This window comes from Haloglomus halophilum (assembly GCF_024298885.1).
Taxonomy (GTDB): Archaea; Halobacteriota; Halobacteria; order Halobacteriales; family Haloarculaceae; genus Haloglomus; species Haloglomus halophilum.
Genome location: NZ_CP101167.1, coordinates 15,659 through 30,641, shown reverse-complemented (window position 1 = coordinate 30,641; position 14,983 = coordinate 15,659). Strand labels below are relative to the sequence as shown.

The 14,983-nt window shown below is 55.8% G+C and carries 14 protein-coding genes; 10 read left to right on the top strand and 4 right to left on the bottom strand.

The features are described 5' to 3' along the window. Nucleotides 1-27: 27 nt before the first annotated feature. From NL114_RS20530 to NL114_RS20505, 6 genes are all read left to right on the top strand, one after another. Nucleotides 28-3,729 (top strand): hypothetical protein, encoded by a 3,702-nt coding sequence (locus tag NL114_RS20530; RefSeq protein WP_254824819.1) that lies wholly within the window; start codon nt 28-30, stop codon nt 3,727-3,729. Between the two features lie 344 nt (nt 3,730-4,073). Beyond that, complete coding sequence (locus NL114_RS20525; protein ID WP_254824818.1) at nt 4,074-4,760, top strand: DUF6166 domain-containing protein; 687 nt, start codon at nt 4,074-4,076, stop codon at nt 4,758-4,760. A gap of 151 nt (nt 4,761-4,911) precedes the next feature. Beyond that, nucleotides 4,912-5,448, top strand: coding sequence for a hypothetical protein (locus NL114_RS20520; RefSeq protein ID WP_254824817.1), 537 nt, complete (start codon nt 4,912-4,914; stop codon nt 5,446-5,448). A 156-nt stretch (nt 5,449-5,604) separates the two neighbouring features. After that, nucleotides 5,605-6,606, top strand: coding sequence for a DUF6610 family protein (locus NL114_RS20515; protein WP_254824816.1), 1,002 nt, complete (start codon nt 5,605-5,607; stop codon nt 6,604-6,606). A 75-nt stretch (nt 6,607-6,681) separates the two neighbouring features. Beyond that, nucleotides 6,682-7,029 carry a DUF8013 domain-containing protein gene (locus NL114_RS20510; protein WP_254824815.1) on the top strand — a complete coding sequence of 116 codons (348 nt, stop codon included), beginning with the start codon at nt 6,682-6,684 and terminating at the stop codon, nt 7,027-7,029. A gap of 411 nt (nt 7,030-7,440) precedes the next feature. Further along, nucleotides 7,441-8,370: an ArdC-like ssDNA-binding domain-containing protein gene (locus tag NL114_RS20505; RefSeq protein WP_254824814.1), complete on the top strand. Its 930-nt coding sequence runs from the start codon at nt 7,441-7,443 to the stop codon at nt 8,368-8,370. Nucleotides 8,371-8,492: 122 nt separating this feature from the next. Here NL114_RS20505 and NL114_RS20500 read toward each other — a convergent pair whose 3' ends face one another. Next, the gene (locus NL114_RS20500; RefSeq protein ID WP_165896089.1) at nt 8,493-9,188 is read right to left on the bottom strand and encodes a nucleotidyltransferase domain-containing protein; all 696 of its coding nucleotides are present in this window, start codon (nt 9,186-9,188) and stop codon (nt 8,493-8,495) included. Next, entirely contained in the window at nt 9,185-9,856 is a 672-nt protein-coding gene (locus NL114_RS20495) for a helix-turn-helix domain-containing protein (protein ID WP_165896138.1), read from the bottom strand. Before NL114_RS20495 ends, NL114_RS20500 begins: the two co-directional genes overlap by 4 nt. A 227-nt stretch (nt 9,857-10,083) precedes the next feature. Here NL114_RS20495 and NL114_RS20490 point away from each other — a divergent pair, with 227 nt between their 5' ends. The 3 genes from NL114_RS20490 to NL114_RS20480 all read left to right on the top strand — a co-directional run bounded on the left by NL114_RS20490 (nt 10,084) and on the right by NL114_RS20480 (nt 11,683). After that, nucleotides 10,084-10,905, top strand: a complete 822-nt coding sequence (locus NL114_RS20490) for a hypothetical protein (protein WP_165896088.1) — start codon at nt 10,084-10,086, stop codon at nt 10,903-10,905. A 91-nt stretch (nt 10,906-10,996) separates the two neighbouring features. Next, on the top strand, nt 10,997-11,248 hold the full coding sequence (locus tag NL114_RS20485) for an AbrB/MazE/SpoVT family DNA-binding domain-containing protein (protein ID WP_165896087.1): 252 nt from the start codon (nt 10,997-10,999) through the stop codon (nt 11,246-11,248). Next, nucleotides 11,249-11,683 carry a PIN domain-containing protein gene (locus NL114_RS20480; RefSeq protein ID WP_165896086.1) on the top strand — a complete coding sequence of 145 codons (435 nt, stop codon included), beginning with the start codon at nt 11,249-11,251 and terminating at the stop codon, nt 11,681-11,683. Nucleotides 11,684-11,720: 37 nt separating this feature from the next. Here NL114_RS20480 and NL114_RS20475 read toward each other — a convergent pair whose 3' ends face one another. Then, nucleotides 11,721-12,644 carry a helix-turn-helix transcriptional regulator gene (locus NL114_RS20475; protein ID WP_254824813.1) on the bottom strand — a complete coding sequence of 308 codons (924 nt, stop codon included), beginning with the start codon at nt 12,642-12,644 and terminating at the stop codon, nt 11,721-11,723. Between the two features lie 138 nt (nt 12,645-12,782). Between NL114_RS20475 and NL114_RS20470 the strand changes: the two genes are divergently transcribed. Beyond that, the gene (locus tag NL114_RS20470; RefSeq protein WP_254824812.1) at nt 12,783-13,109 is read left to right on the top strand and encodes a DUF6788 family protein; all 327 of its coding nucleotides are present in this window, start codon (nt 12,783-12,785) and stop codon (nt 13,107-13,109) included. 264 nt (nt 13,110-13,373) lie between these two features. Here NL114_RS20470 and NL114_RS20465 read toward each other — a convergent pair whose 3' ends face one another. Further along, nucleotides 13,374-14,780, bottom strand: a complete 1,407-nt coding sequence (locus tag NL114_RS20465; protein WP_049987880.1) for a Cdc6/Cdc18 family protein — start codon at nt 14,778-14,780, stop codon at nt 13,374-13,376. Between the last annotated feature and the right edge of the window lie 203 nt (nt 14,781-14,983).

The following is a 14,983-nucleotide window of genomic DNA, read 5'->3' as shown; positions in this document are numbered from 1 at the left end:
ACCTTAAAATCCTTTTTTCTATCTACAATGAGACAAGGGGTCGAGCTGGTGGATGAAGATATTTCATCATTTGAACCGAAGCAGGCAGTCAAATTCTTTCGTGATCTAATCTGGGCTTCTGCGCCCGATGCGGGAATTCAATCGGAGACCCACGTGAATCTAAATATCTACACATCAGATGGTGGAATTGACGCTGAGGCAGAAAATGAATTTGAGGTAGAAGTGACCACTGCTGACAAATCAAATCTAATTCCGGAGGGAAGAACCGGATACCAAATAAAAACTGGCAGCAAGCCATCAACGTCAGATTGTCAAAATGAATTATTGAATAGTGATGGCCACATTAAATCATATGTGAAGGATGTCGTGTCTTCTGGTGGGAATTATGTATTCGTCACGTTCTCTCAACTGACCTCTGAAGAGAGGGATGAACGCATCTCGGCGATTGAAAACCAGCTCAGTGAGAAGGGCTATGACAAGGGGAATGTACAGCTTTTCGCCACCAACCAATTGGTCGAATTTGCCAATCAGTTCCCCGGCCTCATTTTCAAATACACTTCTATTGAGGGGGGCGGTATTGATATTGGGACTTGGTCTGAACGGAGATCTAATCGAGTTCCAGAAACCTTTGTTGAAACCGATGATCGAAGAGAAGCCAAGGAGAAGCTAAGATCCCTTCTCAAAAGAACGGATGAGTTTGAAGACATTGACAAGTGCCCAGTTTGCAGAGTCCGAGGAACCTCTGGGTTGGGGAAAACCCGCTTAGTATACGAGTGTGTAAATCACGAACAATTTTCGAATCGAGTTATCTACGAAGACGCAGATGATTTTGAAGGATGCGAGTTAGCGACGACCCTGGAGATGGATGAGAGTCGGCAAGCAATCATTATCCTCGATAACTGTTCAAGAGAACAGCACCGGGCCTTCAACAATAGGTACGGTTCCTACGATCGATTGGCGTTGATCACAATCTCGACTGACCGAAGCAAGGTCGCTTCTGATCTTACTTTGACGATTGATCGGTTGCAAAAGGATGATTTGAGGGAGATTTTAGGAAATGAGTATTCAGAGGTACCAAGCCACACCGTAGACCGCTTCGCAACAATTGCGGACGGGTACCCTGAGATGGCATTGCTTTTAGCGGAGCGGTACACCAGAGATGATACGGAAGAGAGCGTCGTTGAAGTCTCTGATTCGACGATCTTTGACCGTCTACTGGTGGGGGACGAGCAAGATGCGCCTGAGCTCAGAGCTGTAAAGCGGATCTTGACGCCCTTTGCATTCTTTGACCGGATTAATTGGTCAGATAACGAGAGCCATCGAGAGTGGATTGTCCGAGCGTTTAATCTGAAATCTGATTACTCCGATGAGGTCATTTCTGAAGTTGTTCAGTATGAGAAGAACCGGGGTGTGCTAAGCGGTGACGACGTACTCTCGCTGCGAACGATTCCATTGGCAACCTACCTGATGAGATCTGCGCTTGAAAGGGATGCTTCGATTCTTGATTCAATATTCCATGAGAGTTGTCCGCCGAGGCTGTTGTGGAGCTTTGCTGAGAGAATTCCCTATGCCAACACCATAGACCAAGCGGTGGAGTGGTCCACAATAACACTCCTCAGAACAGAGTGGTTTGGGAGCTCTGGATTCAAAGCGAACATTGGGCCAGTCTTCCGAGGTCTTGCCGAAGTAACTCCGGGAGAAGCTTTAGAGATACTAGAGAGGTTCTTGGGACCGATGGAGCGTGAAGAATTGGAGAATATTGGGGGACGGAGACCTATCCTGGAAAGCCTGCGTCGGATTGCGGTTTGGGAGACGCACTTCTTTGGTGCAGCTCTACTCCTCAAGAAGTTGGCCGAGGCTGAGAATGATGACAAATTTGTAAACAACTCCACAGGATTGTTCGCGGATTTATTTTCGCCACACTATGGTCCATACGCTCCAACCGAGGTTGCTCCAATGGATCGATACCCACTTTTGGAGGATTTGCTAACTTCGAGGGACTCCGAAAAACACAGGGTGGGATTAGAGGCAGCCGAGCAAATATTGTCAATTAGAGGCAGTAGGGGTGGTGGAATACCCCACCGACAAGGTGCCAAGCCAGCACCAGACTTGTGGGTGCCCGAAAATAATGAACAGAGAATCGAATATTTTAGAGAAGTATGGAAGCTAGTAGAAAGGAACCTCGGACGGTTCCAAGAAAAGCACTTTGAGAAGGCACTAGATATTCTCTTGAACAATTGCCGGAAGCTGGCTGAGAGCGAGGACCTCACCCCCATTATTCAGGATACGTTTCGTAATTTGCTGGACCACAAGGACGTGGACGCGAACGATGTGATCTCCGCCACAAGTGGAATTGTCCATTATGACGCAGATGAATATCCGATGGAGCTCCGCGAATCTTGGGAGGAGTTCGAAAAGGAGATCACAAACCGCGATTTCCACACGAAGCTTAAACGATACGTAGCAGGCTATAACTTGGTAGATCGTTCTGAAGAGCGTGAAGAAATAACCGAGAGGAGGATTGCCTCTCTTGCCGAGGAGATCACGGAAAATCCGGCCCTCATCACCGATGAGTTAGAATGGATGCACGAAGCCTCTTCTGAAAATGCAGGAGATCTTGGTCGGGAACTGGCAAAGCGAGACAACGATCTCGAACTTATTGAAATCCTCCTATCCGGTTTACATTCGGTCGAGCCAGATGCCTCGTGTAGGCTATTTGGAAGCTACCTATACGAAGTGGTAGATTCCTGTGAGGAAGCCCCCAAGAACGTTTTTGATCGGATGATAGATGATCAACATCTCATCAACTTCTTCCCCTTCTTAGTTCGCAGAGCAGACCCATCGGACGAAGCAGCTGAACTGATTTTAGATACTGTCCAAAATGGTGATATTCCACTCCGTAAGATCAGCCAGATCGAGACTATTGCGCGAAGTGGAGAATTATCTGAGGAAATGTTCTTAGAGATCGGGTCTTACTTGATCGATAAAGATTCAGGTGAAGCAGTTGCGATATTGGTCAATTTGGCGGAAGACTTCTATAGGCGGGATGATGCTCCGAGTATCAATGAAGATTTAATTATACAGGCACTCACTCACCCCAGTCTCGTCAATAAGGAATTTGAGGTGGCCGTGGGCGGGCACTGGATCGAGTGGGAACAATTAGCAGAAATAACAATTAAACAAGATATAACTAACGGATATGATATCGCTGGTCCAATCATTGGTTCATTGGGAACGAAGGGAAGCATCGCCGGAATCCGAGAGATCCTCGACATCGTCTTACGACCATTATTGGAAGAAGATCCGGAGAAGGCCTGGGAGCTGGTTGTGGATGGATTCGACACCGACTCCAGCCGAGTTAGAATAGAAGCTTGGTTAGCGGGAACTGGAATAGATTCAGATGATCCTGCTATTCTGTTAGTTCCTGAATCTGTCTTATGGGATTGGGTTGATGTGAACCCGGAAGAACGTGGTCCACAACTAGCACGTTGTATACCACCAATGGAACACGACGGATGGTGGAATTTAGCTCACGAAATACTCATTCGTTATGGGGATATCGATGACGTTGTTGAGGATTTGAACGCCATAGAACAAGGTGGAAGGTGGGGGAATGACATATTCCGAAATCGTCGAGATAAACTACAGCGATTGCGTTCGAAATCTTCGGACCAAAACGTTCGCCGATGGATATCCCAGAAAATTCGTGAGGTTGAGCGATTTCTATAACCATTCCGGGTACTTTCTGTGATGCTAATCCAGCTCGATAACCGATGAGGGACATCCACGATGCTGTATTTCGCCATGTATGCTGCACGCCAATTTTTTCAGAGTTGGAGTAGATCCCGAGTTTGGCTTTCCTCCCGGAACACCATCGTGATGCACTCATGCTCTCTATTCAGCACCGTCGTGAGATCTATTAATTGAGGCCTTCCAACAAGGCCGAATTGCTATAGTCTGAACTATAATAGTCTGAGTTCTAACTTTGAAGCGACGCTGAGGGGCTAATAGCCGGTGGTGGTTTTTCGACCCCCAGCAGGGGCGCGGGCAATCCGAACGCCCGCATGCAACCGATGGAGATGAACTCGACTACCGACCCACGAGCAGTCGTACAGGATGCGAGTGAGCGATGGCAGGCGAGTGCAGACTGCGTTGAGTACGTCGGAATGCGTGTCGATGGAACGCCAGTGGTCCTGAACCTCACCGCACACGAACGCCTCTCCCCAAATCGAAGTCTCGGTCTCGTGCGGCGTAGCCCGGCGGGATTCGACTGGGGCTATACGGGAAGCAGACCGGCACAGCTCGCCTGTGCGCTCCTCCTCGATTATACCGACGACGAAACCGTCGCCGAGAAACACTACATCCAGTTCCGCGACGACGTGGTCAGTCAGTTGGTGTGTGATGGCCCGGCCGACTGCTGGCACCTCACCGGAGAGGATATCGAGGCGGAACTCGCCGAATTCGAAGAGTCCCGAGCACTCACGCCAGATGGTGGGACGCCGTCATCGTCACTGCCGGCGAACTGGAGTGCGGTGAGCCGGACAGATCGGACAGTCTTCCAACGTCGGGATATCGACCACTACGTCGTCCTCGCCGAAGGGAGCGAAGAGTGGTTGATCATACTTTGTGCGCAGGGGGACCGAGCGTATCCCGCCCCGCTTGACCATCGAACACTTCCGGTCGAGAACGACCCTGCTTCAGCCGTTCAGGCACTCGTCGCTGAGAGTAACGACCTCGTCAAGCCAGAGGAGGAGACCTGATGGAGAGAATCCGACTCTCGCGGGCCACGTATCAACTCATCGAACGCGCCGCCAAGGCGTTGGAGTGCATCGTCCGAGAACTCGAGCGACACAATGACCGGCACGAGCGAACAGCGGGGGAAGACACAGACGAGAGGAGTCCCCGTGAATTATGACCGGTGAAGCGACGCTCGACGATTTCGAGGCCGAGACACCATGCGGAGAGTCCAGCTCGCTCACGCTGGAAGAGCGACTCCTCGCCCCGATCTCCCCGTCCATCGGTCTACGGGTGATTCCGGGTCGCGGCGATCCGCTCTATCTCCAAAATCGGGGAAGAGAGCGGTATCTCTTCCGCGACGAGCACGATCGGTGGTTCATCTTCCAACCGTCGGCGAAAGACTCAGAAGATGGGTTCGTCCGCTGGGTGTATCTCCCAGCAGACCGGCCCGAGCGGCTGGCGCAGTCGGCGCTTCGTCAACAGACGGTGATCGGCTATGACTACGTCCGGCGGTCGGTTGCACCAGACCCAATCAGATCAACGGTGACGGCGATGTTCGTCACAGAACGCTGGCCCGAGACGATCTACGAATGTGGGTCATGTGAGGCGCTGTTCGATACGGCACGAGAGCACGCCCTCCATTGCTGGGATGTTCATCCCTGGGTGCCGAATCCAGAGCAGGTACGCCGGCGGCGTCAGCCCAACGAGTGAGTTGGAAAATCCTTGGCAGGTATCGGAGCCGTCCAGATAATTAACCAACAAAGTGCGGTCTGGGGTTTAATGTTGGTTAATGGTGGACTGCGACTCCGTTTATTGCCCCTCTGAGAGGGTGCAGGGCGGCCGGATTCGCCCTCGCAGGGCACATTCATGTCGCTCGATATCAGCCCCAGCAGCAGCACTGAACGCGAGATTTCCGCTGCCAGACAAGCCGACAGCGTGGCGTTCCTTCATCGAGCGCCGTTCGCTCTGGATGCCTACAGGCTCGGCTACCTACCTGGGTTCCGAGAGGACTGCGGATATCAGCAGGCCCAGTATCAGGACCTGAACATCCCCGTTGGAATGTTGGATAACGACTTTCGGAATCCCGATCTGGATCGGTACGTCGCCCGATTTTTCGAATACGAACCCACGGTTGGCGTGATCGGAGATGCGTACGAGAGAGACGACGTCGACAAGTACGTGGCCGCTGCCCGCAAGATTCAGGCGAGTTATCCCGACGCAGAACTCGTCATCGTCCCAAAGTGCCGCGAGGTGATCGACACGATCCCGAACGACCTCGTGGTCGGCTACTCGCGGGGGTATGCCGACCGATTGGCGCATGAGTTCTCCGAGCCGACCGACTGGCGTGGCCGCCGTGTGCATATCCTCGGTGGCAGTCCACCGAAACAGTGGGACGTCATCCAGCAGCTGACCCGACCGACACTCACAGGCGAGCCACCGACCGACATCGTCGGCCTCGATTGGAACGGACTCCATCGCGGCGCACAGTTCGGGGAGTTCTGGACAGCTGACGGGTGGGATGATAGCGGACGTGACGCCTCCCACGTCACAGTTCGGAAGACAGTCCGACACAGTCTTGCCCGGATCAAGGCCTTCTGGCAGTCTCACGGTGTGTGGCCCGACTCGACACCACATAACGACATCCTCGAAATCGAGTACGAGGGCCCGTCACCAACCGATCTCGATAGTGCTGTGTGTACCGAATGCGAAGCGAACGTCTGGACGACTCGGTGCGGTCCCTTCATCGCTGAGTATGATACCGGCGTGCTCTGTGGCTACTGCAGCTACGAGTGCTACTTCTCACATCGCCATCGGAACAACCTGGAGGAGATCGCCGGCGAGCAGAGCGTGTACATTCCACCGGCGTGACGCTACGAGTGGTTTTTCGCGCCCCGGAGGGGGCGAGGGCTCGATCCAAAGAGTCCTCCGAGAAGGTGATTTTCCGTGAGTCAACAACAGCGTCCGAACAACTTCTCGATCGACGACATTCCAGTCGACGTATCGAACACCCAATCAGGCGAGGTCGACCCCGCTGAAGTACCCGAGGAAATCCGGTCGATCACTCGTGGACTCGCAAGCGAGCAACCACCGACGAATCCGCTCGTCGTCCTGAAGGCCGCTCGCTGGTGGTATATACATGGCAAGGGCGGGACCGATCCCGCGTTCCAGTGGGCCATCGAGTGGGTGCGACACCTCGCGACGGACACACCCAGCGATGTCAACCAGTTCGATACGTTCCTCGAATATCTCGTCACGATCGGGTTCGCTGACGAAAAGGCAGCGCTTCGATAACCGGTCCCCCATTCACACTACGGGGTGTTTGACCGGGCACTATCTCGAACAGAAACGGGGCTGACCGCAACTTGTCCAGATAGGAGGACGTGTACTTAGAACCGGTAGCATGCAACGTCTTCTCCACCACAGGTCGGACACGTTTCAGCGTCTTCGGAAAGGGTCGTTCCGCAGTGTCGGCACTCATACAGGGTGGAGATCGTGGACATACGAGTCCCAACGACCCCGCGGAGCGTTTCGACGAGACCCATCCTCCCTGTGCTTGTGTCGCACTGGTTGTTAATCCTAGCCTCCGATAGCAGCCCCAATCTAAACCCCCCGAAGTCGCGCCGATGTTTATCGTGCGCCCCCGAGGGGCGCGGCGCGTCCTGACTTCTCGGAGACGTCGTCGTACTCGATGTGATGCAATCCATGATGACAGCCAGTGAGTCGGGTATCTCGTTCGAGGAGACCGACACCCGACACGACGAGATGCACAGTACCATCGAAGACTGGATCGACGAGCTCGTCGCAGACGTCGACGAGGCAAAAGCCAGCCAACAGTTCCAGGAGTGGCTCGATGTCCAGTCCCGGTTCCACGACTACTCCCATCGCAACACCCTCTTGATCAAGCTCCAGTGTCCCGAGGCAACCCGCGTAGCGGGCTACAATACGTGGCGGTCGGAGTTCGACCGGCACGTCCAAGAGGGCGAACAGGCGATCTGGATCTGGGCACCGATCATCACGAAGCAGTGCCCTGAGTGCGAGAACTCACCGAGCTACCACGAGCAAAGCGACTGTGACTATGACGAGACACCGGCCGAGGAGTGGTCCGAAGGACTGGTTGGATTCAAACCAACGGCAGTCTTCGATGTGTCTCAAACCGAGGGCGAACCGCTCCCCGAGCTGGAAACCGAGGCCACTGGTAACGCTGACGACCTGGTGCCAGCACTCCTTGATGCGGCAGCTACGCTCGATATAGACGTCCGTGTCGTCGACGCTGCTGAGTGGGAGCATGGCGACGCGGAAGGCGTCTGCAAACACCGGACTCTCCACGAGGGCCAGCCAGTCGTCGAAGCGAAAGCCCGCTCAAATCAGGCCGATCTCGCGGTGACATTGGTTCACGAGTACGCCCACGCGCTGCTTCATTTCGATGGCGACGACGAGCCCGAGCGCGCAAAACGCGAGGTCGAAGCGGAAGCCGTTGCGTACATCGTCGGGCGGTATTTCAACCTGGATACGAGCGGGTCAGCGTTCTATCTTGCCGCGTGGCAGGACGACGATGCGGAGAGCATTCAGGAGCGTCTCGGTCGAATCAGTTCGACCGCTCAGGAGATCATCGGGACGATCTCCGAAGGCTGAACACGCCTTCTCCGGCTGTTAACCAACGCCGGGGATGCTTTGTCCACACTGTTGGTTAATTCGGCCGGCGTCCGACCCCGTGTGTTTCGATCGGTCCCGAGACATACGACTGACGGTCGATATTATCGTTCAGAATCGATTCGGCGCTGCTGGTCACGAAGGAACTCAACGACGGCATCGATATCCTGTTCGGGAACCGTTTGCTGTTCGAAGACTCCTTTGAATGCATCTGCGAAATCCTCCGACGTGAGGCGGTTGAGGACAGTCTCGATGCGACCAGCGAGCTTCTCGGACTCTCCGCGATGCAGATGAGTCGCGATCCGGTCGAAATCCGCGCCAGCAGCCAGCACTACCAGATCCCGGGAGTCTGCCTTGCGCCCACTGTGAAGTTTCACCGCGAACAGCAGTTCCCGTTCCGGAATCCTGGCTGTTACCGGGCGGCCGGTTCGCAGTTCTTGGGTGACAGAGTGCTGGGCCAGATAGCGATACGACCATTCAGCTTCCGTCTGGCGACAGCCAAGTGCGTCGACCATCGCGTCGAACCGAACCGGATTCCCGATATCTTTCGTAAACCGGATAGTACGGCCCTCGTAGAGCTCGCTTCGCTCGACATCGGCCGTTTTCTCGTAGCCGCGGTCGGTGAGAAGGTCGGTGTAGTCGTCAACCGCTTGTGCCGGAATGACGACGTCGACGTCCGTGGTGAAGCGTTGATTGAACGCCGCGATCGCCCACCCACCGACGAGCACGTACGGCAGGTCAGCGTCAATGACAGCCTCCAGGGTGTCCAGCAGCTCGTCTTCGCGTTCACCGAGACTCATGCGTTCAAACGCGGATCCTCGTGGGACGCGTCGATATCGCGGTCGTACTCGTCGGCGATCATCTCCAACGCCGGTTCGTAGTTCACCCGGTACTCCAACATGTGCTCGATTGCCTCATCCAACGGAATAACCGGATTGCCGTCAACCCACTCGCGAGTGATCTCCCCACTCGTCGGGAACAACACGTACGAGACAGTCGCATCGTAGTCGGTCGCGTCCGGCCGCTCTTCGATCCGGCTCGGAATCCCGAACTCATCAAAGAACGCCGTCCACCGTTCGATATCCCGGTCGGCGACCTGGATGAAGATCGGATAATCGTCGTGGCCGCGAGCGATCTGATAGCCGCCGTGGGTCCAGACGTAGACGCCATCGATTTTCGTGTACGCAAAGGGCATCCCGGCGAAGTGTGGAATGACGTAGCCGTCGTCGATCGAGGGGGGGACAGCGCGAGAAATGGCCGCGACGAGGTCGTAGTAGCGATCCCTGACAACGTACTTCTCGATGTAGACGCCGTCTTCACGCCGGATGAAGCCTGCGTCCTCTAACCGCTCGATCCAGTCGTAGACCCACGAGTAGGAGCCGTCGATCTTCTGGGCGATTCGCCGGATCGAGTCACCCGGCCGGGCCGCGACCATGATCTTCGCCGCGGTCTCGTCGACGTACTCCATCATCGTTAGTTATCGGTATCGCATCTAGCGGTATTAGTCTTGTCCCTCGTATTTCCTATGGAGTTATCTCTATACAGATATACAATTCTTGGCTCCGGTAGTCCGATCCGGCTCAGCATTCGAGCAGAGAAGGGTTAACCAACAGAGGATACGACTGATCGCTATTTGTTGGTTAAGTCTATCAGCGCCCGCCGAGGGGCGGAGGCGCAGTCCCGTCTCCACGAACCATGACCGACCGATATCTAACGACCGTTCTCGACGATGCAGAGCGGGTCGCAGAGCACCACGAGCAGGTCGCCCAATCATCAGACAATCCGAATCACGAGTATCTTCGGTACGCCGTCCTTCGGCTACTCGAAGACGAGGCTGACGAAACATCGGTGGAGATACCGCAGATTGACGGCGTGACTGTCGGATACGGGGAGGACAAAGCGATGTACGAGAGCTGGGATGACGACGTCGAGTGGTGGGAGACGGTTCCGCCGCAGGCGGAGTGTACTCGCTTCCGGATGTTCTACCCCGACGAGTACGAGGCTGTTCCGCGAGTCATCGTCGACGTGATGGCAGCACTCGGGGCGTGGCGTGTCTGGACTGGGAGCGCTGCCGCCTGTGGCTCCTACGATCATCGCGAGCGCCGTGAGATCCACTACCTGTGGCCGGAAGGCCATCCGGTGGAGGAAGTGCTCCACGAGCGGCTCAGTGGCCCTGCGGAAGCCGTCGCTCCGGACGGGGGTCGAACGGGCGACGTTCGCGACCGACTGGTCGTCGACGAGAACACACAGTCGCAGGACGATCTCGAGCCCCGCACGGCGCGTGCCGTCGCTGAAGCGATGGACGTCTCGCTCCTCTCGAAAGGTGGCCGCTACGAAGTACAGTCCGCGTCCGGAAACCGGTACGAAGTTGACGTCGTCGACGAGTCGTGTTCCTGTCCCGACTGGCAGCAGCGCTCACCCGAAGGCGGCTGTAAGCATCTGCGTCGCGTCGATCACGAGATCAAACAGGGTCGTGTTCCACGTCCGGATGGTCGGCTCCCAACGACCTCAGGGTAAATCGCCATCTTTCTCGTCGGAATCGCTCTTATGCGACTGAGTAGTGTGGCGGCACACTAGACTTTTCACGGCCGGTCACCTACCGTGAGGTATGAGTAGCGACAGAATCGACGCCGAAAGCAAGGTGTCTGGAAACCAGGCAAACATCCCCGCCCGGATTCGGCGTGAACTTGATATCGACGATGGCGATCACCTCCGTTGGCGTCTCGAGGACGACGGGAGCATTCGGGTCCACGTCATCCAACAGCAAACCGGCACGTTCGCCGACTTCGACGGCTACGCTGGTGAGGAGGCGGCCGATGTGACGAGCGAGCACGACGCCTGGGGCGTCGACGTCGAGTAAATGCCGCGGGCACTCATCGATACGACAGTCCTCTTTGCCGCCGCATACCGGCGGGATGGATCCCACGACGTTGCGCTCCCAGTGCTCCGAGGCATCGACGATGGAGCGCTACCGGAGGCAGTCGTCCTCGACTACGTGCTCGCGGAAACGCTCAACGGCCTCACGACCCACGCCGGCCACGACGCAGCCGTCGATCTCCTCGATCGCATCGAAGAAAACGCCCGCTTCCACATCGACTCCCTCACCACCGATGCCCTCGCGACCGGGAAGGCACTCTTTCGTCAACACGAACCCCTCTCCTTCGTCGATGCCTGCATTGTGGCGTATATGCAAACCGAGGGGCTCGGCTACCTGTATGCCTTTGACGACGATTTTGACGCTGTCGAGGATGTCTATCGACTCGATACAGCAACGAACCCCTACGATCCGAACTGACGCTGGCAGACGGCACTGCTGCTGACGATGTTCGGTCTCAGGATAGTCGTACCTCGTAGTCAGCCGCCAGCTCCTGGAACTCGTCCCACTCCGGAAGCTGGTCATCTGCGACCTCACCGTGCGTCTCAAGGTAGCGGAGCAAGGCGTCGATTTCGTTTTCAATGTCGTATTTCGCTGCCTGCTCTCGGAGATTCTCCTCGTCGACGTCGACGTGGCTGAGCAGGAGGAGACAGTACGAGCGGTGGCGGCTGCCATCGTCGATTAACAGCGTGTGACAGCAGAGCTCCGCCGGCGAGACTACGTCGAGGTCTTCGGAGTAGACGTAGTAGCGGTGGCCGGTGAGCAGGAACTGGAGGTCGAAGGCGGCGAATCGAGCGAGGCCGGTTTCGTGGAACGCCTCCGCGTCGATTTCCGTCTCGGTCTGGGCGAGGAATTCGTCGTAGTCCTCCCAGAGAATCGTGCCCTTCGGGGCGACGGCTTCGAGGCGGGAGCGATGCAGATGGTGTGCGAGTTCACGTGCGACCGCGTGGAGGCGGTCGAAGTCGGCGTTGAACTCGTAGTGGCCCTCGACGGTCCCGACGAGCCCACGATCACGAAACCGCTTGAGGACGCGGTTGATCGTGTTGCGGTAGTTGTCGCTCCGGTCGGCGATCTCGGAGACAGTTCGCGGCTGGTCAAGGTAGTACAGCACTTCGAGTGCTTTGCCGGTCAGTAGCTCGGGGAAGTCGATGTGGGAGTGCTGGCGGACGAGGTCCTGGTAGCGTTCAACGGCACGAGCATCCGACGGGACGACTCGTTTTCGCCGGCCATCGCGTTCCGTGTAGACGAGTCCCTTTTCGACGAGGTCCCCGACGGCACGAGAGAGATAGCTCTCGCTGTGGTCGAGCTTCGTCGCGAGTTCGGAGATCGTGTCGCCGCGGTCGACCGTGGCGAGGACCTCAAGCTCGATGCGCCGGAGCACGGTGTAACATAGTAGGAAACTTCTTTATAAACAAGTTTCGAGTAGTGTTACAGACAGCCATCGTGAGAACCGTCTCCATCGTCTTAACCAACAAAACTATGGAGTCGCGGATAGTGTTGGTTAACACGAGAGCAGCCGATGTCCTACGAACCCCCGACCCCACCGGCGAACCTCCCAACGGAGATCGTCAACACGCTCAACGAAGCCTCATCGGAGCATCTTCGGGACGTTGCCAGCTACGCCGAGGCGTTGGCCGAATACAAGGAGCGTGAAGCTCGTCTCGAGGAGGAAGAGGCGGCCGCCGCCGACGTCGAGGAGCGCCCCGATGACCTCCCGGACGACGTGCCAGCGAAGGCGACGATCACGATCAAGGAAATCAACGACAACCGCTACTACTACTGGCAGTGGCGGGAAGGAGATTCAGTGACATCGAAGTACAAAGGACCGGTGAATCCCGACGAGTGAACTCAACTCGGGGCTCCCACCCTACGTTGCCGTCGTTTCCCCACGGTCTCCGTATCATCGATGGTATCGGCGACAAGAAAATCGTAGAACACACCCCCGTTTTCGAGTTGTAAATGGGAGAGGGCAAGGAGATACCACAGTACATCGACCGGCACGTCAAATCTCTTGACTCACCCACCCCCCGTTTTCGAGTAGTAACGAGACATCCCGACGAAGGACACCCCCCATTTTCGAGTAGTAAGTGTGGGGTGAATACAGGCGGGATTAGTTCTTACTCCGGAACTGCTTCAGCCGTTCGCGGACAACCGCGCTGATAGTCGCCTCTTCGTGAGCTAGATCTTCGAACCGGGAATCCTCACGGATCGTCTCCATGATCGTTTCCGGATCCTCGGAGAGGGAGAAATACATATGCACTCCTCTGCCTCGCCCCTTGCCCCGACGCTCGAAGTCCAACACACCGTACGTACTCTGTTCTGTGACGTGATTTACGAACGTCTCGCGACTGTACTGGTCTGCGTCCATCGTATCAGCAATGAATTGGTACGTCTTGAACGCAGGTCCAGCTGGGATCCACTCAGGATGTTCTCTTGCGTAGTTGGCCGTCGCCGCCACGGCGTAGATAGAGAGTTTCTTTTGAGTTGAAATGCCGCTGATATGGCGGAGCTTGCGGTTTTCGGTGTATTTCTCCTGGGCTTCACGGACATCAGTCTCGGTAACTGTGTCAGCTCCACGCCGCTCAGCTAATTCGCCAGCCCATCTGAGGAGATCAATCGCTTTCCGCGCATCCCCGTGCGTTTGGGAGCCGAACGCAGCAACAAGCGGAACAACGTCATCTGCAAGTGAGTCTGGCTTGAAGGCGTCCCGCCGGTTGCGGAGAATACTACGGAGTTGGTTCGCATCGTAATCGTCGAAGAAGATATCGTCAGGGTTGTAAGAACTCTGTGCGCGGCTGTTGAGGTCCTTCATAAAGTCGGCGTAGTTCGTGATCGTCGTGAGCGAGATGGGACCATCAAAGTCAGCGAGTTTGCGAGCCCGTGAAAGCTGGTAGATGAGAGAATTGTACTCTGCCTCCTGATACGGTCCCTCGAGCATATCGATTTCATCGAGAATGAAGATGACACCGTCGTAATACTCTCGCATCAGTTCGTACAGTCGCTCCAGCTTCTGATCCGTTGAGACACCGGTTTGGGGAACACCAGGATCAACGCCAAGGTCGTCGGCAGCAGCTTTGACTAACCGATAGACAGCCCGATCTGCGGTCTTCGGCCCCTCGCAGTTGATTGAAATGACCCCGAAGGTCTTGCCTTGGGATTCACACAGTTCGACGATCTGTTTACAGACTGCATGAATGATGAGCGATTTCCCCGTTCCAGAGGGACCACTCAGAAGCATATCGGGGATCCCCTCATTCTGGAGGATCGGTTTTAGATTGTCGACGACACGGCCTAGCTGGTCGTCACGACCGACGATACGATCCTCGTCGATGATGGTATCTGACCGGACGAGGTCTTTGTTCGCGAATACCCCACCGGACGACTCGGTTTGGAGCCGATCACGAATTGAGATACCGCCACCGTCGCCGTTAGTTGCTTCTTGAGACGAATCGGCGGGATCTGATCCGTTTCCGAAGGTCGCTTGTGACGTGCCAGGAGACTCCACCTCCTCATCCATCGATTCGGGGTTTTCAGGATCAGCAGCAGAAGATTCACCACCCTCCTCACCTTCCGGATTATTCGATCCTGCTCTACGTCCCTCTCGTCCCATTATGAACCCCCTCGAACTCTGGGTATAAAAATATGGACCCTTGTGGAGTTGTAACCGGGCGAAAACAGGCTATCTAACGACTACAGACCCGTATCCTCTGGATGAGTCAG

What these genes read in the sequence shown, in the direction of transcription:
- NL114_RS20530 (WP_254824819.1), top strand. Translation starts at nt 28, where the DNA reads ATGAGACAAGGGGTCGAGCTGGTGGATGAAGATATTTCATCATTTGAA.
- NL114_RS20525 (WP_254824818.1), top strand. Translation starts at nt 4,074, where the DNA reads ATGGAGATGAACTCGACTACCGACCCACGAGCAGTCGTACAGGATGCG.
- NL114_RS20520 (WP_254824817.1), top strand. Translation starts at nt 4,912, where the DNA reads ATGACCGGTGAAGCGACGCTCGACGATTTCGAGGCCGAGACACCATGC.
- NL114_RS20515 (WP_254824816.1), top strand. Translation starts at nt 5,605, where the DNA reads ATGTCGCTCGATATCAGCCCCAGCAGCAGCACTGAACGCGAGATTTCC.
- NL114_RS20505 (WP_254824814.1), top strand. Translation starts at nt 7,441, where the DNA reads ATGATGACAGCCAGTGAGTCGGGTATCTCGTTCGAGGAGACCGACACC.
- NL114_RS20500 (WP_165896089.1), bottom strand. Translation starts at nt 9,188, where the DNA reads ATGAGTCTCGGTGAACGCGAAGACGAGCTGCTGGACACCCTGGAGGCT.
- NL114_RS20495 (WP_165896138.1), bottom strand. Translation starts at nt 9,856, where the DNA reads ATGGAGTACGTCGACGAGACCGCGGCGAAGATCATGGTCGCGGCCCGG.
- NL114_RS20490 (WP_165896088.1), top strand. Translation starts at nt 10,084, where the DNA reads ATGACCGACCGATATCTAACGACCGTTCTCGACGATGCAGAGCGGGTC.
- NL114_RS20485 (WP_165896087.1), top strand. Translation starts at nt 10,997, where the DNA reads ATGAGTAGCGACAGAATCGACGCCGAAAGCAAGGTGTCTGGAAACCAG.
- NL114_RS20480 (WP_165896086.1), top strand. Translation starts at nt 11,249, where the DNA reads ATGCCGCGGGCACTCATCGATACGACAGTCCTCTTTGCCGCCGCATAC.
- NL114_RS20470 (WP_254824812.1), top strand. Translation starts at nt 12,783, where the DNA reads ATGTCCTACGAACCCCCGACCCCACCGGCGAACCTCCCAACGGAGATC.
- NL114_RS20465 (WP_049987880.1), bottom strand. Translation starts at nt 14,780, where the DNA reads ATGGATGAGGAGGTGGAGTCTCCTGGCACGTCACAAGCGACCTTCGGA.